The sequence below is a fragment of the Desulfobacula phenolica genome (assembly GCF_900105645.1).
Classification (GTDB): Bacteria; Desulfobacterota; Desulfobacteria; order Desulfobacterales; family Desulfobacteraceae; genus Desulfobacula; species Desulfobacula toluolica.
This window is the reverse complement of the sequence record NZ_FNLL01000003.1, coordinates 448,865-473,042: the sequence shown is the minus strand read 5'-3', so window position 1 is coordinate 473,042 and position 24,178 is coordinate 448,865. Positions and strand designations below refer to the sequence as shown.

Sequence of the window (24,178 nt, the reverse complement as noted above, 5' to 3'; positions counted from 1 at the left end):
ATTAAATGCAAATAATAAAAAAAATCAAACTTATGTTTTCAACTGTGCCGATACTGGGCTGGTTGCTGGGTATTCTTGCAGCAGTACTCATCGAGTATTACTGGGGCTATGATTATATATCCTATTATCTGGGGTTGCCTAAAATACCGGTTTTATTCGGCGCTCTGATTATGCTGAAAAAACCGATGATGATACCGGGTGCTGTCGGGTATGATATTGTCGTATATGTTATTCCGGTTCTTTTGATCGCAAAGACCACAACTTTTGTCACCAACCCCATAGCAGCCATGATTGAAAAAACTCCGGTATGGCTTTCTGCCGTTATCCATTTGATTTTTTTCTATGGCGTGCTTCATCTATGGGCAGGCATTAATGATTACAGGGTTCTTATTGTCAAGCTGACGCTGATTTCCATCATCTTAACCGTAAGTATCAACGTTATTAACGGATACCAGGGGGAATTTTCCTGCTCTCATCCCGGATTCATGGCACTGGGTGCCTATGTGTCTTCCATTTTAACCCTTTATTTTTTTGTGAATGACAAAATTTTTGGGACAGCTGTTTTATCGCCTGCCCTGGGTCCATGGCTTTTTCCCTTTGCCCTGTTAGCCGGTGGATTTGCAGCCGCACTGGGCTCGCTGCTTGTGGCGATTCCTTCTTTTAGAACCAGAGGAGACTACCTGGCCATTATTTCTCTTGCATTCATGTTTATCGTGAAAAGTGCCGTGGAAAACCTCAATGTTATCGGCGGTGCCAGGGGAATGGGTGGGCAGCCTGATTATGCTCCTCTGCCTATTATTTTTATCTGGACCATGCTGTCCATCTGGATCATACACAATTTTGTCACCTCGATTATGGGAAAAGCATTAAATGCCGTTCGAGATGATGAAGCTGCCGCAGAATCCATGACAGTAAAAACCCGTAAAACCAAAATGACAGCCTTTATGTTTGGTGCATTCTGGGCCGGTATTGCCGGTGGATTGTTTGCCCATGTCCTGGCCTATATCAATCCGGGCATGTTCAGCATCAACCGTCTTGCTGAAATTCTTGCCATGGTTTATTTTGGCGGGCTCAACTCCATTGTAGGCTCCATTGTGGGTGCTGTCAGCATCAATGTCCTGGGAGAGGCTTTAAGACCGCTTGAGCTTTTTAAATGGATTATCATACCACTGATTTTAATCCTTGTTATGATTTTCCGTCCTTACGGTCTGATCTCCTTTACTCAGATCAACGCCAAAAAGCTGTTGAGATCCAAACACAAAAGAGAACAAGGAGTCTGACCATGTCCGCATTGCTCAATGTAAATAATATGACGCATTATTTTGGTGGTCTCAGAGCGGTATATGATTATAACCTGACCATTGAACCCGGGCAGATCACAGGTCTTATCGGGCCCAATGGTGCTGGTAAAACCACGGTGTTTAATTTGATTACAGGTGTTTATACACCCACAAAAGGCTCCATCACCCTTGAAAATGAAAACATCAAAGGGCTTGAAACCAATGAAATTGCCGCCAAAGGCCTGGGCAGAACATTTCAGAATCTTGCGTTGTGGCGGCACATGAGTGTTCTGGATCATATTAAAATGGCCCATTATTCACAATTATCCTACGGGCTGATCGGATCATTTTTTAATACCCGCAAATGCAGGCAACAGGAAGCCAGGATTGAAGAAAATTCCTATCGCCTGCTTGAACTGTTTGATATCAAGCAGCATGCTCGTCAAATGGTAACCAACCTGCCCTATGGGGCACAACGGCGTGTTGAAATGGCAAGGGCCATGGCCACCAACCCCAAAATTTTGTTTCTTGATGAACCCACGGCAGGCATGACACCTGATGAGCTGGTTCAAATGATTAAAATTATTCAACAGGTGCATCGAAATTTTAAAGTAGCCATTTTTTTGATCGAACACAGGATGAAATTTGTAATGGAATTATGCCAGCATATTCAAACCCTTGTATTTGGAGAAGTTATAGCACAGGGGCCGCCTGAAGAGATACAAAATAATCCTGAAGTAATTGAAGCTTATCTGGGCAAGGAGGATTTAACCTGATGCATCAGCTTACCATAAAAAATTTAAGGGTTTCCTATGGAAATATAAAAGCTCTTCATGGAATAGATTTTTCTGTCGAAGCGGGTGAAATTTTAACCATTATCGGAGCCAATGGTGCGGGCAAAAGTACTACTTTGCGGGCAATTTCCAGGATGGTTCCGGCTGAGCCGGGATCTGTTCTTGAATTTGAAGGAGAAAATATCCTTAAATACAATACTGATAAGGTCGTCTCAAAACTCGGCATATCCCATGTACCTGAAGGAAGAAGGGTTTTTGGCAATCTTACGGTAACGGAAAATCTCACCCTGGCCTGTTTTGCAAGAAAAGACACAGAACAGATCAAAAAAGATAGAAGGTGGGTATTTGATCTGTTCCCCCGACTTGAGGAGAGAAAAGACCAGCTTGCCGGAACATTGTCCGGTGGCGAGCAACAGATGCTGGCTGTTGGAAGGGGGTATATGAGCGCACGGAAAATCATGCTGCTTGATGAACCTTCCATGGGGCTTGCCCCTCTTCTCATGCTTGAAATGTTTGAGGCTTTAAAAGAAATCAACAATCTGGGAACCACCATCCTGCTGGTTGAACAAAATGCCCGGCTGGCCTTGAAATTTGCCCAGAGAGGGTATGTGATTGAGAATGGATCTCTTGTCCTTGAAGGACCTGCAGATGAATTGCTCAACAACCCGGATGTAAAAAAAGCGTATCTGGGAGCGTAAAAGATACATGAAAAACAAATCTATAATCTGAAATAAGATGAAAGGATAGATATTATGCCTATTTTTGAGTATACCTGCAATCAATGTAAACAAGAGTTTGAAAAACTGGTTTTTGCCGGTGAAGAAAAAAATATTTCCTGCCCTGGCTGCAACAGCAAGGATGTGACAAAAAAAATGAGCGCTGCAAGCTTTATGGGAAACAGTATGGGCAAGTGTGCAACAAGTTCACCCAAAGGCTTTTCATGAGCAAGTTAATATTATCCTTCAGTTTGAAGGATCAATTTTAAAAACCAACTTTGAAAATTAAAGGCAAATAAAATGAACAAACAAGATACAACTTTTGGAACAGGAACCAAAGAGATGGAGCTTCTAACCATACTGGTAGATGATCAGCTTTTTGGCGTTAATGTCGACAAGGTCCAGTCAATTGTACTGTATGATCCCGAGCTTGTTACGTCCCTGCCGGGAACGCAGTCCGGGATATCCGGCATGCTTTTATACAGGAACAAAACCATTCCTTTGCTGGATCTTTCCCAGATACTTGATATTGATCTTAAGCAAAAATTTGATAAAGAGATTATCGTTGTAACGGAATTTAATAAGACCATAAACAGTTTTAAAGCTCAAGGTGTTAACAGAATATACCGGCTGCCCTGGAAAGAATTTATTCCTCTTGACCACTTGTTTGAGGACAATTCTTTTTTTACAGGTTCCGTTAATGTCGATGATACTCAGGTATTGATTCTGGATTTAGAACACATTCTGGCTGAATTTTTTCCTGAAACGCTTATCGAACAAATCTCACAGGAAAATTTAGATCAGGCAACATTCGTCCAGCGGGAAAATTTGGAAATTGTTTTTGCAGAAGACTCTCCCACAATGCGCAAAGCCGTTGTCAAACAACTTCAAACAGCTGGATTTCAAAACATAAAACCGTTTGTCAATGGTGGTCAAGCACTTGATCATTTAATTCAGAAGTATAAAAACAATTCAGACAAAAACATAAAAAATGTTGTGTTGATATCCGACATTGACATGCCTGTTCTGGATGGATTAACCCTGTGCCATCAGGTAAAAACCGACCCGGATCTAAAAGATATTTATGTGGTGATGTTTTCCAGCTTGATCAATGAACAGATGATCACAAAATGCAACAAAATCAATGCAGATTTCTGCATCAACAAACCGGAAATCAATCAGCTCATCAACATTATGGACAAAAGATGCTGATATCAATTGCTTTTTCATTGCGTTATCAACAGTTTGTTACAGCTTTTGCAAGGGGATATTCCATTTTTTCATGTATTTCCACACAGAGGTCCGGCTTTTTTGAATTCGTCTGCCAACTTCTGCTTTATTCCAATGACACTCTTCCAATAAGATCAAAAGATCTTGTTTTGTCAACTTGACCTGGTTTTGCGTTCCGTATGAACCGGTTTGGACCGGGCGGGTAAGTTCAAAACCGGTTTGCGGATATGCATGGTTTTCCCGCACCTCCACCGGCAGATCAGCAAGTTGAATGTGGTTTGAATTGCAAATAACAAAAGCATGTTCAATTGCATTCTCAAGTTCTCTGATATTTCCGGGCCAAGGGTGTTCCATCAATCGTTTCATTCCTTGTGTTTCAACGCCTTTTATCTGTTTGTTTTCCCTTTTATTGCCTTTTTTAATGAAATGACTTACCAGCAATGGGATATCTTCGCGGCGCTCTCTTAACGGGGGAACATGAATTGGAAAAACCTTTAATCGATAAAACAGATCTTCTCGAAATGTTCCTTGTTGAGTGAGTTCATACAAATTTTTATGGGTTGCCGCCATAATCCTGATATCAATCTTTCTTTTTTTGGATTCCCCTACCCTTTCGATTTCTCTTTCCTGGATGACTCTAAGCAGTTTTATCTGCATATAGGGCGTTAATTCCCCTATTTCATCAAGAAAGATGGTACCACCGTCCGCCTCCTCAAAACGGCCTTTTCTATCCCTGTGTGCCCCGGTAAAGGCACCTTTAACATGACCAAAAAGTTCACTTTCCAGGAGGGTCTCGGAAAGTGCCGAACAGTTGACAGTAATCAACGGACCCGAGTCATTGTTGCCGTTATAATGAATGGCCCCGGCAACCAGTTCTTTTCCGGTTCCGCTTTCACCCTGGATAAGAACTGTGGCACGGCTGTTTGCAGCAGACCGGATCGCATCAAATACAGCCTGCATCACAATGCTTTTTCCAATAATATTTCCAAGCCTGTAGGCTTTTTTTAGTTTTCTCTGGGCTTCTTCAGCAGATTTTTTTATCTGTTTTAGTTCGGTCAAATCGGTAATAGTTTCAACAATGCCAAGAATCTGACCATTTTCATCCCGGGCAAGCCTTGCATTTTTTATGACAGGGATATCATAACCGTCTTTATGCCGGATGAAACATTCCTTGGCTTCGGTTTTCCCGTGTTGAATAACTCCGCATTTATTGATATCAGCAGGGCAGGTTTGACCAAAACACCTGCTGCATTGGATCAGGCGGCAGGTATTCCCAACAGCCTGCTGTGCCAAATAGCCGCTTATTTTTTCCATGGACCTGTTCCAGGATGTGATAACCCCCTGATCGTCCAGTGTAAACAAACCTTCCGCCATGGTATCAAGAATCTGGTTTAAAAAATTAACATTCCATAATTGATAGGTTTTCATTTTAATAGTTGAGATTTCTCCTTTGTTGTCTTTTCTTTGTTCTTTTGATTGTCTGTCACCTGACAGGCATCTTTCATTCATGTAGAGATTCCCATTTTCGGAAGTATATATACCTGTAAAAGGATATACACCCCTAAAAATATAAGAATATAAACCATTTCCTTCATGCTTTTCCTCCATGTTTTATTTTTTCATATAACTGCCACGGGCAGAGCTGGTCTTTCACATTGGTTTGCCCACAGCAAAGATTAAAAGTCACTGTCTGAATTTTTCAAAACTTTCATATTGCATGATATGAAATGTACACTCAACCGGTACAAAGCGCAACCCAATTAACGGTGTAACGTTACTTTATTGGGTTGTCTTTTTGTTGAGACAACATCCTCTTAAAAGATTTTTAAGCTTTTTATTTGCTTTATTTTCAATATATTATAACTTTTTAAGACTTCTGTTAAATTGTGAAATTGTTGTCCGGCATATTTTTTGATTATATTCATTTTCATAATTGCTTTTTTACCCAAATTATTAATGGAGGTGAACAAATGAGAACAGACAAACTCTGGGAAAACATAGAACAGGGTGTTGTCCTGATGGATTTCAGTGCGGACTGGTGTGCGCCCTGCAAAGCACAGGAGCCCATCATAAAAAAAATAACAAAAACATATCTCAATCGTGCTTCTATTGTTGAGGTAAATATTGATGAAAATAAAAATTTAGCAACAAAATACATGGTACAAAGTATTCCCACTCTGATACTTTTTAAGAATGGAAAAGAAATTAAGCGCTTTGTCGGTCTTCAACCTGAAATCACCATTACAAAGAGCCTGGATGATGCACTATAAAAATTGAATCATTAAAAAACGGAGGTTAAAAATGGGTAATTGTATCAATCACCCTGATCGAGAAACAAATTACATCTGTATGAAACACAATATTTTTCTTTGCGAAGAATGCCTGGAATGTCGTGATCCTGATATTTATTGCAAGTTCAGACCCTCATGCCCCATTTATTTTATTACAAAAAAAGGGTTTGAATCGTCTGAAAATGAAACCGAAAAAAAAGAATATACCGTTATTTTTGAACCAGGAAAAAAGAAAGTGACTGTCAGTGCCGGAACCAATCTTTTGAAAGCTTCCCAAAAAGCGGATATTTATGTTAATGCGTCATGCAATGGCAAGGGATCATGTGGTAAATGCAGACTGATCATACAATCAGGTAAAGTGGATTCTAAAAAAACTTCTTTGTTAAGTGACAAGGAAAAAGAAAAAGGATATGTTCTGGCATGTCAATCAAAGATTTTAGAAGATATTATTGTCAAAATTCCCGAAGAAACCATTGAGAAAAAGCTTAAAGCAGCGGGTATGGGGGAACAGGCCACAAAAAAACTTTCAGGCCTTGTGGAAAAAATTGAACCCATCGTGGAAAAGATTCCTCTGCAGCTTGATCTGCCAACACTTGAGGACACTGTCAGTGACCTTGACAGATTAACCAGGGCGCTTAAAAAACTTGGATATGACATCTCCAAAATGAGTACCAATATCAGGGTAATGCGTCAACTGACAGCGTCTGTCAGGAATGATCACTTCAAAGTTGTTGCGTCTGTTCTATGGAAAAAATGTTCTTCGGAAATCGTTGACGTCTCTCCTGCAGCCCATGATGAAAAAAAATCCCTTGGAATGGCCGTGGATCTGGGAACCACCTCCATTGTCGTTTATATTGTGAATATGGCTGATGGTGCAGTTCTCAGTGCTGCCTCTGGTCATAACAGACAGGCTGCGTGTGGAGATGATGTGATTAACCGAATCATATGCTCTGAAAAAGACGGGGTTGGAAAATTAAAAAAAATGGCAGTTTCAACCATCAACAATCTGACAAAACGAGCCCTGGATTCAATTGAGGAAGACCATAAGCAGGTGGAAAATATCGTAATATCCGGGAACACAATCATGACTCACCTGCTGTTGGGAATAGAGGCAAAATACATTAGAAGAGAACCTTATATTCCTACGGTTTCTCAATTCCCCATTATGAAAGCCGGGGAAATCGGTTTAAAGGCTGCACCTTATGCAGGTGTTTTTGTCATGCCCGGACCTGCCGGCTATGTTGGCGGAGATATTGTATCAGGTGTTCTTTATACAGGGTTTCATCAATTGGAAGAGTTCACCTTGTTTATTGATATTGGGACAAATGGGGAAATCGTTCTGGGTAATAATGAGTTTCTTATGACTGCAGCCTGCTCTGCAGGTCCGGCCTTTGAGGGCGGCGGCATCAGATGGGGAATGCGCGCTGAAGACGGGGCTATTGAAAAAATAATCCTTGCTCCTGATTCGTTTGAACCGGCCTATTCAACTGTGGAAAATAAACCTGCAAGGGGTATTTGCGGGTCAGGCATGATAGACCTGCTGTCTGAAATGCTGTTAAAGCAACTTATTGGTCAGGATGGAAAATTTATAATGGAACCGGATCATCCAAGATTTACACGATTTAATGATGAACCGGCATTTATCATTGAATTTGGCAAAAATATTGATTCAGAAGAAGATATTATTTTTACCCAGTCTGATATAAAGAGTCTGATCCTGAGCAAGGCAGCCGTATATGCAGGATTCAGCATTCTTCTTGAACAGGTTGGAATGGATTTTTCTTCTGTTCACCAGATGATTATCACCGGCGGTTTCGGACAATATCTTGATGTTGAAAAGGCCATAACCATAGGATTGCTACCCGATATTGAAAGAGAAAAATTTAAATATATGGGCAACAGTTCCATAGCAGGCGCTTATATGGCTCTTCTTTCCAATACCTTTCGAAGCCGGGCCATGGCTATTTCCAACACAATGACATATCTTGATTTTTCAAGTAACAACGGGTTTATGGAAGAGTTTACCAAGGCCCAGTTTTTACCTCATACCGATGCAAATTTATTTCCAAACATTCACATAACCAAAACAAGAAAGGAATCTGTAGCATGCTGAAAATATTATCATTCATACAAAAAAATTTAGTTTGGGCTATCCCTGTTTCCATGATATTCGGATTGATCTACGGATATTTGTTTGACGCATCATCCTTAAAACAATTTATTATCCCGGTGACATTTATAATGGTTTACCCCATGATGGTGACATTAAATGTGAAAACCATTTTTAAAGGCCATGATGGCAAACTCCAACTGGTTACACAGCTCATTAATTTTATATTTATTCCTATAATTGCATTTTTCATCGGGAAAATATTTTTATCAGGCGAGGCTGAAAAATTAGGACTCTGGGCTGTTGGGCTGTTTTTGATCGGCGTTCTTCCAACATCAGGCATGACCATATCCTGGACCGGGTTTGCAAAAGGAAACAAGGAAGCTGCCATTAAAATGGTTGTATTCGGCCTTGTCATAGGATCTCTTGCCGCGCCGGTTTTTACAAAAGTATTCATGGGTGCAACCATTGAAGTTAACATGCTTCATATGTTCAAACAGATTGCTATTTTCGTGTTTTTACCTTTAGTTGTAGGTCTTTTTACCCAGTTTTTCGGAATGAAAAAATATGGAACAAAACATTGGAATGAAAAAATAAAACCTAAATTTCCTCCTTTTTCAGCACTTGGGGTGGTCATGATTGCATTTTTAGCCATGTCTCTTAAAGCCAGGCATATTATTGCAAACCCCGGAGATATTGTTACCATACTGGTTCCTTTGGCTGTTTTTTACCTGATATCATATGTGTTCTTAACTGTGATCGGCCGATTGCTGTTTAAAAGAGAAGATGCCATTGCCATGGTGTTTGGTGTCGTGATGCGGGATTTATCCATTGCCCTTGCCATTGCCATGACAGCCTTTGGCAAACAAGGAATGACCATTGCACTGCTGATCGCCCTTGCCTATATTATCCAGATCCAGTCGGCGGCATGGTATGTCAAATTTATTAATTTTATGTTCGGCTCTTCTACAGCAAAAAAAGAGATGGCATCAGAACCTGATAAAACTGAAAAACTGACCGTACCTTTATAAAAGTCTTGGCATATAAAAAAAAGACCTGGCATATAAAAATCTGCCATAAAATCCAGGCATAAGGCCCAAGTATATCGAATAAATATGAGCCGTTGAATTGCAATATCTCCAACGGCTCGTATTTGTTTTATCGGCTGTATTACAATTTCGGCCATTCAAAAGAATCAATTGAGATCAAGTCAAAGAGTCTCAAACCCCATTTAAGAATAATTAGTCTTCTTTATGGGCAACAAACTTCACAGGGGTCGGCCTTCAAGAAGAATATTGATTGCACAAAAAAACGACCTGTGATAGGCAATTTATCTGACAATAAAAAAATAAGAGATTGTCTTACTTACCTGAATTAAAATGTTTAAATATAATATTGTTCAAAACAACAAGGAGGAAACATGGGATTAAAAGAAGAGTTGGAAGAAAAAGCCGAAGAGTGTGATGCTCCGGAAGAATATATTGCCGTGGCAAAAGAAATTGTGGACGGACTTTCTGATAAAGAGTGGGCGTCCGAACTTTTGCAAGAAGGTGCTGACTGGGCCGAAACATTTGAAGACGCAGTCGTATATGCCAAGGCCAGTCTTGATTTGCTTCAGGATACGGATGCTGCTACCGCCCTTCTGGAGCAGGGTAAAAACCTGTGCGGTTCAACAGAAGATTTTTTAAAGCTTGCCGCAGCGGCCCTGGAGCTTAAGCTTGAAGATGTATCAAAAGACATTATCGGAGCTGCAAGTTCAAAATGTGTCAAAGTAACGGATTTTTTAGAATTAAGCGATCATATTGCCAAAGTTCTCAACGACAAAGAGCTTGCTGAACAAACCATTGACAAAGCCTTTGAAAAATGTTCAAAAGCCGATGATTATGTGGTTTTTGCAAAGTCTGTTCTGGACATGTTCAAAGACAAGGACAGGGCCAAGAATGTGTATGAAAAAGCAATGACAAAAGCATCAAAGGCAGATGATTTTATAGTGCTTGCGGCCGGTGTTACAACTGACCTTCAAGACAATGACCTTGCCCGAAAAATTTGTGAAAAAGCCCTGGCATCACTTGAATCCGGAAATGAGCTGCTCAAATTTGCCGAAACCGTAAAAAAACAGCTGGATGATACTGATTTTGTAATGTCTGTTTATAAAAAAGCGGAAACAGTTTTTAAAGATTTTTCAGATTATCTGAAACTGGCCAAGGCCGTATTTGACAACACCGGTGATGCAGCCTTTGCTTCTTTAGTTTATCAGAAAGCGGCAGCCACTAATCCGGACTGCGGCCAACTGGTTGCTCTGGCCATTTCCATGGCAAAAGATCTTAAAGATACGGATGCGGCAGTTCAGGTTCTCAAACAGGCTGAAGGGGCCGTAAAAACCAATGCAGACTTTATCAAAACAGCCAAGGCTATCCAGGAGATTGTCACCGATGACGAGACCTGGACATCGGCAATTTCCTTTCAGCTGGAAAAACGGGAAGAATTTAAAGCATTATATGCGGATTTTATTTTAAGAGAACAGGAAACCAAAACCTGCTCTCCCATGCGGACACTTGCCCATGAGGTGTTTGAGAAGACAGGAGACAAGTATTACGCAGCCAAGCTTTACAAGCTTGCAAAAGCACTTACCGTTAATTTTAACGATTTTATAAAACTTACTGCCGGTATTCATTCGGACTTAGGAGACGAAGCCCTGGTAAGGGATATCTATTCAGAACTTCTGGATAAATGCACCAGTCTCAGTTTCTATGATGAACTGACCCGTGCCATTGCCGATACACTTAAAGATGAGGCCTGGATTCGTGAGATATATGTCGGTATTGAAAACAAGAGTTCCAAAAACAGTGATTTTATCAAACTTGCGTCCATTGCAGTAAAAAAATTCAATGACAAGGAATGGGCAGCAAAGCTGCTGAGCAAAGCCGAGGAAAAATGCAGCAGCCTGTCTGATTTTGCGAGTATTGCCGGAGCTGTTTTTAACTGGCTTGAGGATAAAGATTGGGCTCAAAAACTCTATGGCTCAGCAGCATCACTCTGCCAGTCCCAACGGGATTACGGGCAATTGATTTGTCTTATAAAAAATCAGACATCCGAACAGATATTCTTGTCAAATATTGTGTCTTCAGCTCGCAAAAAACTGACCTCCTTTGATGATCTTGTGTTTTTGGCGGAAACTGCTTTACTGCAGATGAATGACCCTGATATTGCTGCAGAAATTTATGCGGAAGCAGAAGAAAAAGCTCAGTCCAATCATATGCTTTCCAAACTGGGTACGAGCCTGAGCAGACGAATGGATGATTCCAAATGGTCCTCCAGAGTCTTGCGAAAAATAAAATAACAAAAAAATAATTTATATTTTTTATAACAGGGGTTTTTAATGAAGATAAAACATTACAAGCCCCTGTTTTTTAGAGGAGCATGTCTTCCAAAATCATTATTTAACGATAGTCTTTTTTCATGGCAAGGGTTTCGGTCGTAAAGGTGTAGCAAACACAAATAACCGCAAGGCAGATTCCGCAGAAGATAAAGGCACTTTTGAAAGCTGAAAAGCCCAGAGAGGTTCCTGGATAAAGAAATTTCATTAAAAAGCCTATTCCCTGTAAGAAAACAGCAACTCCGCCCATGGTAAAAAAATTAATTGCTGTCATTGCCATGCCTGCATTTTCATGGGGAACTTGTTCTTTTATATGTGCATACATTAGCTGTCCTGAACTGCTGAACAAACCAAAACAAAAAAAGAGGACTGACAAAGTCACTTTTCCTGATTCCCCGGGAAGAAACACAAGAATTCCTAAAATAACAGACATCCCGAAGAGACCGAAGGTAATAACCTTTTTTCGAGATGTAAAAACAATATCAGATAAATGCCCTGTCACGGGACTGCCGATGATCATGCCGATACTCATTAGCAGGATAATATTACCTGCCGTAACCGGTGAGAGTCCAGCCACCTGTATAAGATAGGGGCCTGCCCAAAGCGCCTGAACAGAAGCAAAAATACCATAACGACAAAATGTGGAAAACGAAATGATCCAGAAATCCCGTTGGGAAAAAAGGATTTTAGCCCTTTGCAGAGTATCTCTTACCTTAGGACGGGAAGCTCCCTGGTTTTCCGAAATAATTTGGTTGCCGGGCCGGTCGTTTACCAGGAAAAAGAAAAGAATCACTATAAAAAAAGTGACTCCGCTCATTGTCACAAAGCTGTTTCTCCATCCAAGCGTTTGTACCATTAATGCAAGGGGGGTAGCCGCCGCTATATTGCCGGCAGTGCCAGCTGATAATATAATAGCTGAAAGTGTTGCAAACTGTTTCGGATGAAACCAGATCGTGATGAGTTTTAAAGTTCCCATGAAGTTGCATGCCATACCGATTCCCAAAAACACCCTGCCTATGGTCAGCGAGTAGTAGGATTCTCCCATGGAAAAAATCAGTGCGCCTGCCACGGCAACCAATGTGAGCAGGGTCATGGTGATTCTGGGGCCAATGCTGTCAAGAAAAAGCCCGACAGGAATCTGCATAAGAGCAAAGGCATAAAAAAATGATGCCGATACAGTACTTAATTCCCAGGCATCAAGGCTCAAGTCCTGTATCAGGTTCGGAGTAATCACGGCTACGGATGAACGGTAAAACTGCGACAGAACGAACAGGATTCCGGCTATGATCAATATCAGCCAGCGGCGGGATGATTTTATAATATCAAATAATGTATTATTGTTGTTGTTCAATTTTCTAAACTTCCTCTTTTATATAAAAAGAGGAAGAATACTTATCGATATTTTTTATGTCAAGTGTTTCATGAGCAGGGTTTTTAAATCAACAAACATGATAACGGTTTCATAGACTACATTACCTTAGTTTGGCCTTTAAATACAGGGTGTGCCGATTGTCTTTTATTTATATTTTTTCACAATTGTACTCAGCACTGTAATCCAGCCGCATAATATCGGAATTATTAAAAATTCCTCAATGACTAAGCTGAATATTTACAATACAGACAAATAACATCCTTCTATATCAATTAGTTATACCCAAGAATACCCCTTTGCTGATGGTGATTTTTGTTTGCACAAAGACTCTATCTGCTTGAGCTATCAAGCGCAACGAGGTTTTTTATTTTATTTTTTTGTTGACACAAAAGGTTCAATCTATTATTAAAGTAGTGCTTTTGATGTGGGGCTGTAGCTCAGCTGGGAGAGCGTACGGCTGGCAGCCGTAAGGTCAGGGGTTCGATCCCCCTCAGCTCCACCATACTATCAATAAACTTAGATAGTTACAAAAGAATAAATCTTTATGCGATCATCTATGATAACATATGAAAAATGCCTAAAATATTTTTCTACCAAATAAACAACCCGACCAAAATATGATCGGTCTTTTGTTTTTCTTGTTACATTAATTGTTTAGGTTATCTTTTTTATCATTGCTTTCAGATCAAAATAATAGAGCATGCTTTTTCTGTAAAGCAAAGTTTTCTCCATCGCTTTAAAAAAATTATCTCATACGAATCTAAAAAAATTGCTATTCGTCTTCTATTTTGTCAAGACGGTAACGCATGGATCTTAAACTTAGGTTTAAATATTCGGCAGCTTTGTTTTTGTTACCACCGGCAAGTTCCATGGCTTTTTTAAGATAGGAGTGCTCAATAGTTGACAGGATCTTATCCAGATCCACACCCTGTTCAACATCATCCAGATCAAACCTTTGATCTTTAATTCCTTCAACCCATCTGCGTTTTTTGTGCATGGAAATGGTCAGGCTTTCGGGCAGGATGATATTGGTGGAAGAAAGGGCAACGCTTCGTTCGATAAGATTTTCAAGCTCCCTGACATTACCGGGAAAACTATAGCTATTCAAAAAATCAATGGCATAGGAAGACAGCTTGACAATATCCTTTTTCATTTTTTGGGAATATTTTCCAACAAAATGTTTGGCTAAAAGTGCCACATCACCTTTTCTGTCCCTTAACGGCGGAACTTTAATGGGAATAACATTCAGTCGAAAAAAAAGATCTTCCCTGAAATTTCCGTCAATCACCTCCTGCTCGAGTTTTTTGTTGGTAGCAGAGATAATCCTGACATCCACATCAATGTCTTTTGTTCCCCCAACAGGCTTAAAAGAGGTTTCCTGAACCGCACGCAAAAGCTTGACCTGTAAAATGGGAGACAATTCACCAATCTCATCTAAAAAAATAGTTCCAAGATTTGCTGCCTCAAAAAGGCCTTGTTTATCACTGACCGCTCCTGTAAAAGAGCCTTTAACATGACCAAAAAATTCACTCTCTATCAACGTATCCGGGATACCACCGCAATTGACAACTACAAAAGGATTATTTTTCCGATCGGAATTTTCATGAATCGCCCTTGCAATCAATTCTTTTCCGGTTCCGCTTTCCCCGGTGATCAACACATTGGTTTTTGTCGAGCTAATTTGTTCGATTAGTTTATAAATCGCCATCATTCCGGGACTTTTTCCGATAATCCGTTCAAAATGCATATTATCCCGAAGCTCTGATGACGTCCGATCTTTTTCCTGGTCAATGGTTTTTAATTCAAGGGCTTTTTGGATAGTATGCTTCAATTCCGTGTTATCAAATGGTTTGGGGACAAAATCGTAGGCCCCTTCATTCATGGCCTCAACAGCAATTTCTGTGGTTGAGTAAGCTGATATCATGATAACAACCGTATCCGGATTTTTCTTTTTTGCCTCTTTTAAAACGTCCAGGCCGACGATGTCCCCGAGACGAATATCAGACAGGACAAGATCATAACCATTTTTTTGAATCATCTTGATGGCCTGTTTACCGCTTCCGGCATCCGACACTTTATATCCTTCTTTGGATAATAAAACATCAAGAAACTCTCGCATGCTTATTTCATCATCGACCACAAGGATATGATGTGTCTTTTTATTCATGATTAATGATCCTGCTGTTTAATCCCTTTGATACACAACCCTGCCATTTACCATGGTTAAAAATGCACTGCCCCTGACCTTAAGTCCGGAAAAAGGGGTATTTCGGCTTTTGGATTTAAATGTTTCAGGATCAATTTCATAGGCATGATCAGGATCTATAATGGTCAAATCTGCAAAATTTCCAGACTTGATGTCATTATTAAGACCAATAATTTTTGCCGGGTTCTTTGCCATTTTATTGACAAGCGCCTCAAGGGTTAAAACTCCGTTATGAACCAGTTTTAATGACAAAGACAATGAGGTTTCCAATCCGACAATACCAAAAGCTGCCATGTCAAATTCCACATCTTTTTCCATCACGCTGTGAGGGGCATGATCTGATGCGATCACATCAATTGTCCCATCTGACAGCCCCTGGATAACGGCCTGCCTGTCTTCTTCTGAGCGCAAGGGTGGATTCATTTTAAAATTAGTATTATAATCTTTCACATCCTCATCTGTCAGCGTAAAATAATGGGGTGCTGTCTCACAAGTAACTCTTGCCCCTCGTTTTTTTGCCTGCCTGATGGCTTCCACCGACTCTCTGGTACTGATATGGCAGAAATGAACCCATGCGCCTGTAAGTTCACAAAGCGCTATATCTCTTACAACCATAATCGTCTCTGCTGCGTTGGGAATTCCTTTTATGCCCCGGGCTGTGGCAAACGGGCCTTCATTCATCGAGCCGCCGTCTACAATGCTTAAATCTTCCGCATGGACAAAAACCGGCATGTCCAAACCCTTGCAATATTCCAGAGCCCGCCTCATCAGATTGGAATTTTCCACTGGTTTTCCATCATCAGTGACCGCAACAATACCAGCCTTTTTCATATCATATATTTCAGCAAGGGTGTTTCCCATTGAACCCTGAGTTATTGCCCCGGTGGGATATACTTTTGAAAGCCCCAATTCATTTGCACGATGGATAATAAATTGCGTCACTTGTCTGTTATCATTAACCGGGATTGTATTGGGCATGGAACAAACTGCTGCAAAACCTCCCCTGGCAGCAGCAGCAAGACCTGTCTCAATGTTTTCCTTATATTCTTGCCCCGGCTCTCTCAAATGAACATGAATATCAATTAATCCGGGAACCACGATCATTCCTTTAGCATCTATTACGTTAATACCAGATTCGGTTTTATTTTCATCCAAATCTGCAATCGGATCAATAGTCGGGTCAACAATAGGATCAATAATAGCTTCAATAAGATTATTTTTAATGAGAATATCTTTTTTCTCATCTATCTTCCCCGGATCAAGAACCCGTGCCCCTTTAATCAGAGTCTGCATGCCTGTTACCTCCTGCTACCAGATAAAATAATGCCATCCTCAAAGCAACCCCATTGGTGACCTGCTCTAAAATAACAGAACACTGACCATCTGCAACATCACTTGATATTTCAACACCCCTGTTCATGGGTCCTGGATGCATTACAATGACATCTTTTTTTGCCAGAGCCAGTCGGATTTTATTCAGCCCGAAAAGCGCTGCATATTCCCTTTCCGTAGGGAAAAGTATGTTTCCCTGTCTTTCTTTTTGAATCCGGAGCATCATAACCACATCAGCCCCCTCAATACAGGTTTCGATATTAGGTGATACTGTGCATCCTAATTTTTCTATTCCCATGGGAATCATGGTTTCAGGCGCACAGATGGAAACCGTTGCGCCCATTTTTGAAAAACCGATAATATCTGATCTTGCCACCCTTGAGTGGGCAATATCCCCTATAATAGAAATCTTTAACCCGTCTATTTTCCCTTTTTTTTCCCGGACACTCATCATATCCAACAGCGCTTGGGAGGGGTGTGCATGGATTCCATCTCCTGCATTAATCACCGAAGCATTGACATATTTTGAAATCAAATGAGGCGCTCCGGATGACGGATGACGCAGGACAATAACGTCCGGTTTCATGGCTTCCAGGTTTTTGGCCGTATCAATCAGGGTCTCCCCTTTCACGATACTCGATGAACTCTTTGAAATTGAAATACTGTCTGCGGAAAGCCGTTTGGCTGCCGTGTCAAAGGAAAGTTTTGTTCTTGTCGAAGGCTCCTGAAAAAAAAGAACAATGGTTTTTCCTCTTAATGTGGGTACTTTTTTAACAGGCCGTTCTGAAATTTCTTTCATGCCTCGGGCTGTATCAAGGATCAATGAAATTTCGGAAGGTTCAAGAGATTCTATATCCAGAACATCCTTTTTTGTAAACTGCATATTGCTCCCTATATTAATAAATCACCAATTCTATTCCATCTGACTCCGAATTTATTCTTATTCCATGACCAGTAAATGATAAATGCTTCTCCCCGGACTGCCTTCAGATCAACAAAACCCCAAAATCTGCTGTCATGACTGTTGTCACGGTTATCTCCCATGACAAACAAATTATTTTCAGGGACAATAGTTTTGTTCAAATTATCTCTTTTGCTGACAATTCCAGGATATATGATGCCGGTTTTATAAACAGCATAAGGCTCATTTTCAATTAGCCTGTCATTTACATAAAGTTTTTTATTGATGATTTCCACGGTATCCCCCCCTGTGGCAACCACCCTTTTAATAAAATCCTTGGATGGGTCTTCAGGATACTTGAATACAACGATATCACCTTTTTGAGGATCTTTAACCGAGATCAGTGTTTTACCGTCCGTAAACGGAATTTTTACTCCATAAATAAATTTATTGACCAGGATATGGTCTCCGATTTGAAGCGTTTCAAGCATGGAACCCGATGGGATCTTAAATGCTTGAACAATAAACGTTCTGATAAACATGGCAATAACTATTGCTATAATGATTGCCTCTATATTTTCCCGCAAAGAACTCTTAGGTTTCTTTTCCGCCATTTTTTATCCTTATTGTTTAACCTCTAATAGAACATATGTTGTGGTTGACCTAAAAAGAATTTTGCTTTCTGGATGGATTTTTTTAAAATATCAGCTATTTTTCGTGCCTTTATCATTGAAGATAATGGAACTGTTGGGATTTTCCTTCCTTTGATCATAATCGAACCGCTTTTCAGTTCTGCGTAGCTTACCTGGCCATAGGATTTTGAAATGCCTTCTGGATAATCATATCCATAATCAATAACCTGAGTAAAAATATCTTCATCGCAAACCGAAGTATATTTAAGGATTTCTTCATTTAGAATAGGGATCGGAATTCCAAAGCCGACGGACAAAGAAACACCGTAGCCTCGAATACTCTGGCCGACAAGCCACTCGGGAGACATCTGCTTTAAATCCCCCATTACGGAAAGGGTACCTGCCGGTGTCACCGGCACGCCGTTCAATCCTCTTTCAACTTCTTTTTTATGCTGGGTGCCAGTCCATGTCACATACCCTTGTGCGCCTCCCAGAAAAATTCTGGTTCCAACACCAATGGTTTTCAAATACGGATCATTCAACAGCGGACTGAGTTCCCCGGATGTTGAATAATTGGCATTGCCCATGTCTGATTTTAAAGTTCCCATATAAGTATATTTAATTTTATCGGATTTATTGATTGCACAATTATAATTTTGATAGGCATTTCGAGGATTACACAACATGGCATTGGGCAACTCTTCTAATGTGACAAGTTTCTCTATTTTTCTATTGGGGTAACAGTCCGTACCATAGCTTTCCGCCCGTATATGAACTTGTTTTCCGGCAACCAGATCCTGGATCACATGACCGCCGCCATAATTAAATTCACCTGGATGGCGTTTGTTTAACGGATCATCCTCACAGGTCTGGGTAGCACCCAGATAACAGTCCACGGCTGCTAAACCTGAATATGCCTGCACATTGTTAATCCAGGTTTCTGTTGTTCTGACCAGGGGTTTGGACTGGCCGATATTGATAAACGCCCCGGATGAACACATGGGTGCAAATGTTCCGGTGGTTACCACATCAATTTTTTTTGCTGCTTCAATAATGCCTTCTTTTTTCGCAATATCGATAATTTCTTCTGCAGTAACAACCACAGCTTCGCCGGCTGCAATTTTTTTATTTATCTGTTCAATTGTTTTATTAACTTTATAATCACTCATAATAAACCTTATCGTATCTTGTATTATGTATCAGGGACAGCTTTGAAATATGTCCCACATTACTGTTCCAATTTTGCTAATCAATCTGCTTCACAAAATCAATTTTTGATGTAATATTATTTTTAATCCATGAATCATCCCACCATTCAACAGGGTTTACAAAAACATTATGTACAATCATTGAAAAATGAAGATGATCGCCGCCGGCAAGACCCGTCAAACCAGTTGAACCAATATCATCACCTTTTTTAACCATATCACCTTCATTTACTGAAATATGGTTTAAATGAGCATAAAGACTGCAAAGCCCGAATCCATGATCAATCATCACGGTATTCCCGAATATGCCGATAAATTTTGTCAGGATCACTTTGCCCGAATTGGCAGCTTTAACCGTTGCATTGGAAGTTGAAGCCAAATCAACACCCAAATGAACCGCCCTGTCGATTTCATTGCCCTTATATTTATAAATCCGTCGGTCAGCGAATCCAGCTCTCCTTGCAGATCCATTAAGCCTTGAAAACATGCCGTCCCAGTATTTTTCGTTTTGTGTTATTTGGGGAACCTTTAATATGGTTTCAACATTATTCTTTCTGACTTCACCGTTGATATATAAAAATTTTTTAAGCAAGGAAGATTCTTGTTCTTGAAAAAATCCATTTTTGTCATCCACATCAAAATCATAAACTTTTTGTTCGAGAAAACGATCGGAAATATTCAAAACATCTGTTTGAAAATTTTTATCCCTTATATAATGATAAAATCCTCTTTTTGTAATATTGCCGGCCATATCTTCGGCAACGACAGAAATTTGAGTACCCGAACCCTGCACGTGGCTTAAAGCAAAAAAAGCAGCATAGATCTGTTTATCTTCAAACAAACCGGCATGACCCGGGAAGAAATTATCCCCAACTTTAACACCGCTTTTTAAATTTTCTTCAAATATCCTGTAAATAACAAGACCGGAACCTCCACGTTCAATATTGTGACGTTTCGTTAAGACCCTCACCTTGGGAGGTTTTGAATCAATAACGACCTTTTTTTCGATATAAAAAACATTGCCCTTGTTCCAGCCTCGCCATGAAAAATCAGAAACCATTATCCGGATAACCGCTTCACCATCGGTCATCCCATATTTCCAGAACAAAACAGGTATGGTAAAAGTATCTTGCGTCTTCTTCACTTCAGGAAACAAACCTAAAAAATTTGAAGAAGCATATTGCTTTTCCAGCAAAACCTTTTCTTTGCCCTGCTGCATTATGGATACCATAATCTTGCGCAGACCTGTTTGATGATCTGTAATATTCAGTGACATTTCATAGGATTTTTTCAAGTATATAGACGGTATTGTAATATCGACAATTGGTTTTTTGCTTTCAAATTTATGAACAAGCACCCAAACAATTGGAATAAAAACAACAAAAAACAGAACAAAAAAGACAACTCTTTTCATCAATAATACCTATCTTTTCAGGAGGTTAGTGTGTGAATAAATAAATTTACAGTAAAATAGCAGCTATGATCGAACTTATCAAGCAATTTTCCATTCTTGACTTTTTTGACCTCAAAATATAATTTGGCTTCAAAACCTTTTATTCAGGATGCAATTATGGACAATTTTTTTTTCAATTTAGTCGATAGACCCGACCCAAGATTTTTTCTCATTGCCGGCCCTTGTGTGATAGAAAGCCATGAAATCACTTACCGTATTGCAAAACATTTAAAAAAAATTACAGAACAACTTGATATTCCTTTTATTTTCAAGGCATCCTTTGACAAAGCAAACCGCACTTCCGTTCACTCTTTCAGGGGACCTGGCTTTAACGAAGGATTAACCATTCTTGACAAAATCAAAAAAGATCTGGATATCCTTGTTATTTCAGACATTCATTTGCCTGACCAGGCTCAAAAAGCGGCAAAGGTTCTGGATATTCTCCAAATACCGGCATTCTTGTGCAGACAGACGGATTTAATCATGGCAGCCTGCAATACAGGCAAACCGGTCAACATAAAAAAAGGACAGTTTTTATCTCCTATTGACTGTAACAATATTCTTAACAAGGCAAAAGAATCCAAAAATACCAATATCTGTATAACCGAAAGAGGGTCTTCATTCGGTTATAATAATCTTGTTGTGGACTTTAGATCCATACCTATTATCAAAAATTTAGGTGTACCGGTTGTCTTTGATGCGACACATAGTGTTCAACTCCCTGGAGGTGCCACGGATTCTTCTGCCGGAGAAAGGCAATTTGTACCCACTTTATCAAAGGCCGCCATAGCAGCAGGTGCAAACGGATTGTTTATTGAAACCCATCCGGAACCTGACAAAGCCCTGTGCGACGGACCCAATTCCATGCCGTTAAACGATATGAAAGATCTTTTAACCACCCTTGTGGCAATCAAAAAAGCAGTAGGATAACACATATGAAAACCAAGCTTGCAAATATTGATCTTTTGCTGCTGGATGTGGATGGAGTATTAACAGACGGAAGCATCACCTATTCAGATTCGGGAGAGCAGATAAAGAGTTTTCATTCACGAGACGGCTTAGGACTGCGACTGCTGATGGATGCAGGAATTGGGGTCGGAATTATCACCGGCCGTAAATCAAAGGCCTTGGAATACCGGTGTGAAAATCTTGGGATAACATTGTTGTTTGACGGTATAAAGGACAAATCAAAAGCCCTTGACACCATCACTGCCCGGACAGGAACAGCACCTGAAAAAATAGCGTTTGTCGGAGACGATCTGATTGATCTTCCTGTCATGAAAAGAGTGGGGCTTTCTTTTTGTGTTCCAGAAGCACCAGAAGAGGTTAAAATCCATTCAGACATTATAACAATCCAAAAAGGAGGTCAGGGAGCTGTCAGGGAAATTTGTGACAACATTTTGAAAGCAAAGGGATTATGGGACATCATTCTTAATCAATACCTGTTATGACATACGCTTCAAAACACAAACTGACCTACCCTTTGATTGGCATTTTGATTTTGATGATTCTCATCATCAGTGGATTTTTTTATTTTGACAAGCTGCTTTCTACCCCACCGCAACTTCACGATATTAAAATAGACTCCAAAGCCGCCTTAAAATTAAACGTTTTAAAGCAAATTTCAAAAAAAAACGGGATAAAGGAGTGGGAGTTGAAAGCCGGCTCTGCAACACTCTTGAAAGATGAAAATAAGGCTGTTCTAATCGATGTATCAGTCTTTTTTTTTACAAAAGACAATAAAAAGGTTCACCTGACATCTCAAGAAGGCGTACTCCAGACAAAGACGCATGATATGACATTTTCCGATAATGTGGTTGTAACCCATGAAACTTCTGTCCTGAGAACTGATAAGTTGCATTATAACAAAAAAGAACATATAATCTATTCCAATACTCATGTGAGGCTTGAAAAGGAAAAGTCCTTTATTGAAGCAGATTCAATGAAAACGGAACTCAATGATAGTATGATAATTTTAAATGGGCATGTTAAAGGAAATTTCAGTGAAAAATTTGTTCTTTAATAAATCAACCCGCCTTTTTTTTGTGCTTTTTTTTATTTTTTGTTTTATAGGGCTGTGGCAGATAAAAATTGCCCACTCCCAAACGCAAAAGACTTTCAAAGAAGCTCCTCTTCACGTTGAATCCGATAAAATGATTGCACAAAAAAATACCTCAATGATTGAATTTATCGGTAATGTCAAAGTCACAAAAGCGGATTCCATTGTTTTTGCTGATTCCATTCAAATTTACTTTATGGATGACAATAAAAACAAGGATGCTCAAAACAATATCAAAAAAATTGTTTCCACCGGCAATGTCAAATACATTGCCGGCGAACGAAAGGCATTTGCCGACAAAGCTGTCTATACAACCCAAGACGGAATATTGGTTCTCACGGGCAAAGCTCCCAAATTAATAACAGGCTCAAGTTTTGTAACCGGAACAAAGATTACCCTTTTCAGAAATCAAGATAAAGTACTCGTGGAAAGTGACGGTACAAAAAGAGTTGAAGCGCTTTTTAATCCTGAAGATAATATCACTGAAAAACAATAATGACACAACTTGCATTAAAAAATCTTGTAAAAATCTATGACGGCAAAAAAGTTGTGGATCATGTCAGCCTTACAGTGAAGCAAGGAGAAGTAACCGGACTTTTAGGACCAAACGGGGCTGGCAAAACAACTACATTTTATATATCGGTTGGATTGATCAAACCCGACCAGGGTGAAGTTCTGATTGATGATGATGATATTACGCAATATCCAATGTATATAAGAGCAAGAAAAGGAATAGGATATCTTCCTCAGGAATCAAGCATTTTTAAAAAATTGACGGTAAAACAAAATATTACAGCCATACTTGAAGTGTTGCCTCAAAACGGCATTGATATTGAACAAAAAACCATGGGCCTGATGAAAGAGCTTGGCATTATCAATCTTGCCGGGCAAAAAGCCGGCTCACTTTCCGGAGGAGAGAGACGGCGGCTTGAAATTTCAAGAGTCCTTGCCACAGACCCTTTGTTTATTCTTCTGGACGAACCCTTTGCAGGGATTGATCCTTTGGCGGTTATTGATATCCAGCAAATAATTTATCATTTGACTAAAAAAGGAATAGGCGTTTTAATATCAGATCATAATGTAAGAGAGACCTTAGGGGTTTGTGATAATGCCTATATTATGAACCAGGGTAAAGTTATTGAATCGGGAAATCCTGATAAAATCATTTCAAGCAAATTAGCTAAAAAAATCTATTTGGGAGAAAATTTTAAACTATAA

22 protein-coding genes and 1 tRNA gene are annotated in these 24,178 nt (G+C 39.8%); 15 read left to right on the top strand and 8 right to left on the bottom strand.

The features are described from left to right. The first annotated feature begins 5 nt into the window (after positions 1–5). The 5 genes from BLT94_RS07095 to BLT94_RS07075 all read left to right on the top strand — a co-directional run bounded on the left by BLT94_RS07095 (position 6) and on the right by BLT94_RS07075 (position 4,002). The gene (locus BLT94_RS07095; protein WP_092232056.1) at positions 6–1,280 is read left to right on the top strand and encodes a branched-chain amino acid ABC transporter permease; all 1,275 of its coding nucleotides are present in this window, start codon (positions 6–8) and stop codon (positions 1,278–1,280) included. A 2-nt stretch (positions 1,281–1,282) separates the two neighbouring features. Beyond that, positions 1,283–2,056 carry an ABC transporter ATP-binding protein gene (locus BLT94_RS07090; protein ID WP_092232053.1) on the top strand — a complete coding sequence of 258 codons (774 nt, stop codon included), beginning with the start codon at positions 1,283–1,285 and terminating at the stop codon, positions 2,054–2,056. Beyond that, a complete protein-coding gene (locus tag BLT94_RS07085; RefSeq protein WP_092232050.1) occupies positions 2,056–2,772 on the top strand; it encodes an ABC transporter ATP-binding protein in 717 nt (238 codons plus the stop codon). Before BLT94_RS07090 ends, BLT94_RS07085 begins: the two co-directional genes overlap by 1 nt. 54 nt (positions 2,773–2,826) lie before the next feature. Next, the gene (locus tag BLT94_RS07080; RefSeq protein WP_014957648.1) at positions 2,827–3,018 is read left to right on the top strand and encodes an FmdB family zinc ribbon protein; all 192 of its coding nucleotides are present in this window, start codon (positions 2,827–2,829) and stop codon (positions 3,016–3,018) included. A gap of 72 nt (positions 3,019–3,090) precedes the next feature. Continuing rightward, complete coding sequence (locus BLT94_RS07075) at positions 3,091–4,002, top strand: chemotaxis protein CheV (RefSeq protein ID WP_092232047.1); 912 nt, start codon at positions 3,091–3,093, stop codon at positions 4,000–4,002. Positions 4,003–4,038: 36 nt separating this feature from the next. Here the strand turns inward: BLT94_RS07075 and BLT94_RS07070 are convergent, their stop codons facing one another. Next, positions 4,039–5,448, bottom strand: coding sequence for a sigma-54 interaction domain-containing protein (locus BLT94_RS07070; protein ID WP_092232167.1), 1,410 nt, complete (start codon positions 5,446–5,448; stop codon positions 4,039–4,041). 458 nt (positions 5,449–5,906) lie between these two features. On the opposite strand from BLT94_RS07070, the gene trxA reads away from it, so the two are divergent. The 4 genes from trxA (at position 5,907) to BLT94_RS07050 (ending at position 11,761) form a co-directional block, all read left to right on the top strand. Continuing rightward, entirely contained in the window at positions 5,907–6,290 is a 384-nt protein-coding gene (gene trxA, locus BLT94_RS07065; RefSeq protein WP_281243356.1) for a thioredoxin, read from the top strand. A gap of 31 nt (positions 6,291–6,321) precedes the next feature. Then, a complete protein-coding gene (locus BLT94_RS07060; RefSeq protein ID WP_092232041.1) occupies positions 6,322–8,424 on the top strand; it encodes an ASKHA domain-containing protein in 2,103 nt (700 codons plus the stop codon). After that, a complete protein-coding gene (locus tag BLT94_RS07055; RefSeq protein WP_092232038.1) occupies positions 8,418–9,452 on the top strand; it encodes an arsenic resistance protein in 1,035 nt (344 codons plus the stop codon). Before BLT94_RS07060 ends, BLT94_RS07055 begins: the two co-directional genes overlap by 7 nt. Before the next feature lie 389 nt (positions 9,453–9,841). Beyond that, positions 9,842–11,761 carry a tetratricopeptide repeat protein gene (locus tag BLT94_RS07050; RefSeq protein ID WP_092232036.1) on the top strand — a complete coding sequence of 640 codons (1,920 nt, stop codon included), beginning with the start codon at positions 9,842–9,844 and terminating at the stop codon, positions 11,759–11,761. Between the two features lie 100 nt (positions 11,762–11,861). On the opposite strand, the gene BLT94_RS07045 is transcribed toward BLT94_RS07050, so the two are convergent. Then, positions 11,862–13,148, bottom strand: a complete 1,287-nt coding sequence (locus BLT94_RS07045; RefSeq protein WP_092232033.1) for an MFS transporter — start codon at positions 13,146–13,148, stop codon at positions 11,862–11,864. A 447-nt stretch (positions 13,149–13,595) separates the two neighbouring features. Between BLT94_RS07045 and BLT94_RS07040 the strand changes: the two genes are divergently transcribed. Then, a tRNA-Ala gene (locus BLT94_RS07040) sits at positions 13,596–13,671 on the top strand. A gap of 270 nt (positions 13,672–13,941) precedes the next feature. Here BLT94_RS07040 and BLT94_RS07035 read toward each other — a convergent pair. From BLT94_RS07035 to BLT94_RS07010, 6 genes are all read right to left on the bottom strand, one after another. Continuing rightward, on the bottom strand, positions 13,942–15,336 hold the full coding sequence (locus tag BLT94_RS07035; RefSeq protein ID WP_092232030.1) for a sigma-54-dependent transcriptional regulator: 1,395 nt from the start codon (positions 15,334–15,336) through the stop codon (positions 13,942–13,944). Positions 15,337–15,354: 18 nt separating this feature from the next. Further along, positions 15,355–16,668 (bottom strand): dihydroorotase, encoded by a 1,314-nt coding sequence (locus tag BLT94_RS07030; protein WP_092232027.1) that lies wholly within the window; start codon positions 16,666–16,668, stop codon positions 15,355–15,357. Then, complete coding sequence (locus tag BLT94_RS07025; protein WP_092232024.1) at positions 16,652–17,590, bottom strand: aspartate carbamoyltransferase catalytic subunit; 939 nt, start codon at positions 17,588–17,590, stop codon at positions 16,652–16,654. The genes BLT94_RS07030 and BLT94_RS07025 overlap by 17 nt, the downstream gene beginning before the upstream one ends. An 8-nt stretch (positions 17,591–17,598) precedes the next feature. After that, positions 17,599–18,222 (bottom strand): signal peptidase I, encoded by a 624-nt coding sequence (gene lepB, locus BLT94_RS07020; RefSeq protein WP_092232021.1) that lies wholly within the window; start codon positions 18,220–18,222, stop codon positions 17,599–17,601. Between the two features lie 23 nt (positions 18,223–18,245). Continuing rightward, positions 18,246–19,409 (bottom strand): homocysteine biosynthesis protein, encoded by a 1,164-nt coding sequence (locus BLT94_RS07015; protein ID WP_092232018.1) that lies wholly within the window; start codon positions 19,407–19,409, stop codon positions 18,246–18,248. Positions 19,410–19,485: 76 nt separating this feature from the next. Continuing rightward, positions 19,486–20,862 carry a M23 family metallopeptidase gene (locus BLT94_RS07010; RefSeq protein ID WP_092232014.1) on the bottom strand — a complete coding sequence of 459 codons (1,377 nt, stop codon included), beginning with the start codon at positions 20,860–20,862 and terminating at the stop codon, positions 19,486–19,488. Positions 20,863–21,018: 156 nt separating this feature from the next. Between BLT94_RS07010 and kdsA the strand changes: the two genes are divergently transcribed. The 5 genes from kdsA to lptB are packed head-to-tail and all read left to right on the top strand — an operon-like array spanning position 21,019 to position 24,178. Beyond that, positions 21,019–21,831, top strand: coding sequence for a 3-deoxy-8-phosphooctulonate synthase (gene kdsA, locus BLT94_RS07005; RefSeq protein ID WP_092232011.1), 813 nt, complete (start codon positions 21,019–21,021; stop codon positions 21,829–21,831). 5 nt (positions 21,832–21,836) lie between these two features. Beyond that, positions 21,837–22,352 (top strand): KdsC family phosphatase, encoded by a 516-nt coding sequence (locus BLT94_RS07000; protein WP_092232008.1) that lies wholly within the window; start codon positions 21,837–21,839, stop codon positions 22,350–22,352. Further along, entirely contained in the window at positions 22,349–22,924 is a 576-nt protein-coding gene (gene lptC, locus BLT94_RS06995; RefSeq protein ID WP_092232005.1) for an LPS export ABC transporter periplasmic protein LptC, read from the top strand. Before BLT94_RS07000 ends, lptC begins: the two co-directional genes overlap by 4 nt. Then, entirely contained in the window at positions 22,905–23,456 is a 552-nt protein-coding gene (locus BLT94_RS06990; protein WP_245743003.1) for an LptA/OstA family protein, read from the top strand. Before lptC ends, BLT94_RS06990 begins: the two co-directional genes overlap by 20 nt. Further along, positions 23,456–24,178, top strand: a complete 723-nt coding sequence (gene lptB / locus BLT94_RS06985) for an LPS export ABC transporter ATP-binding protein (RefSeq protein WP_092232002.1) — start codon at positions 23,456–23,458, stop codon at positions 24,176–24,178. Before BLT94_RS06990 ends, lptB begins: the two co-directional genes overlap by 1 nt.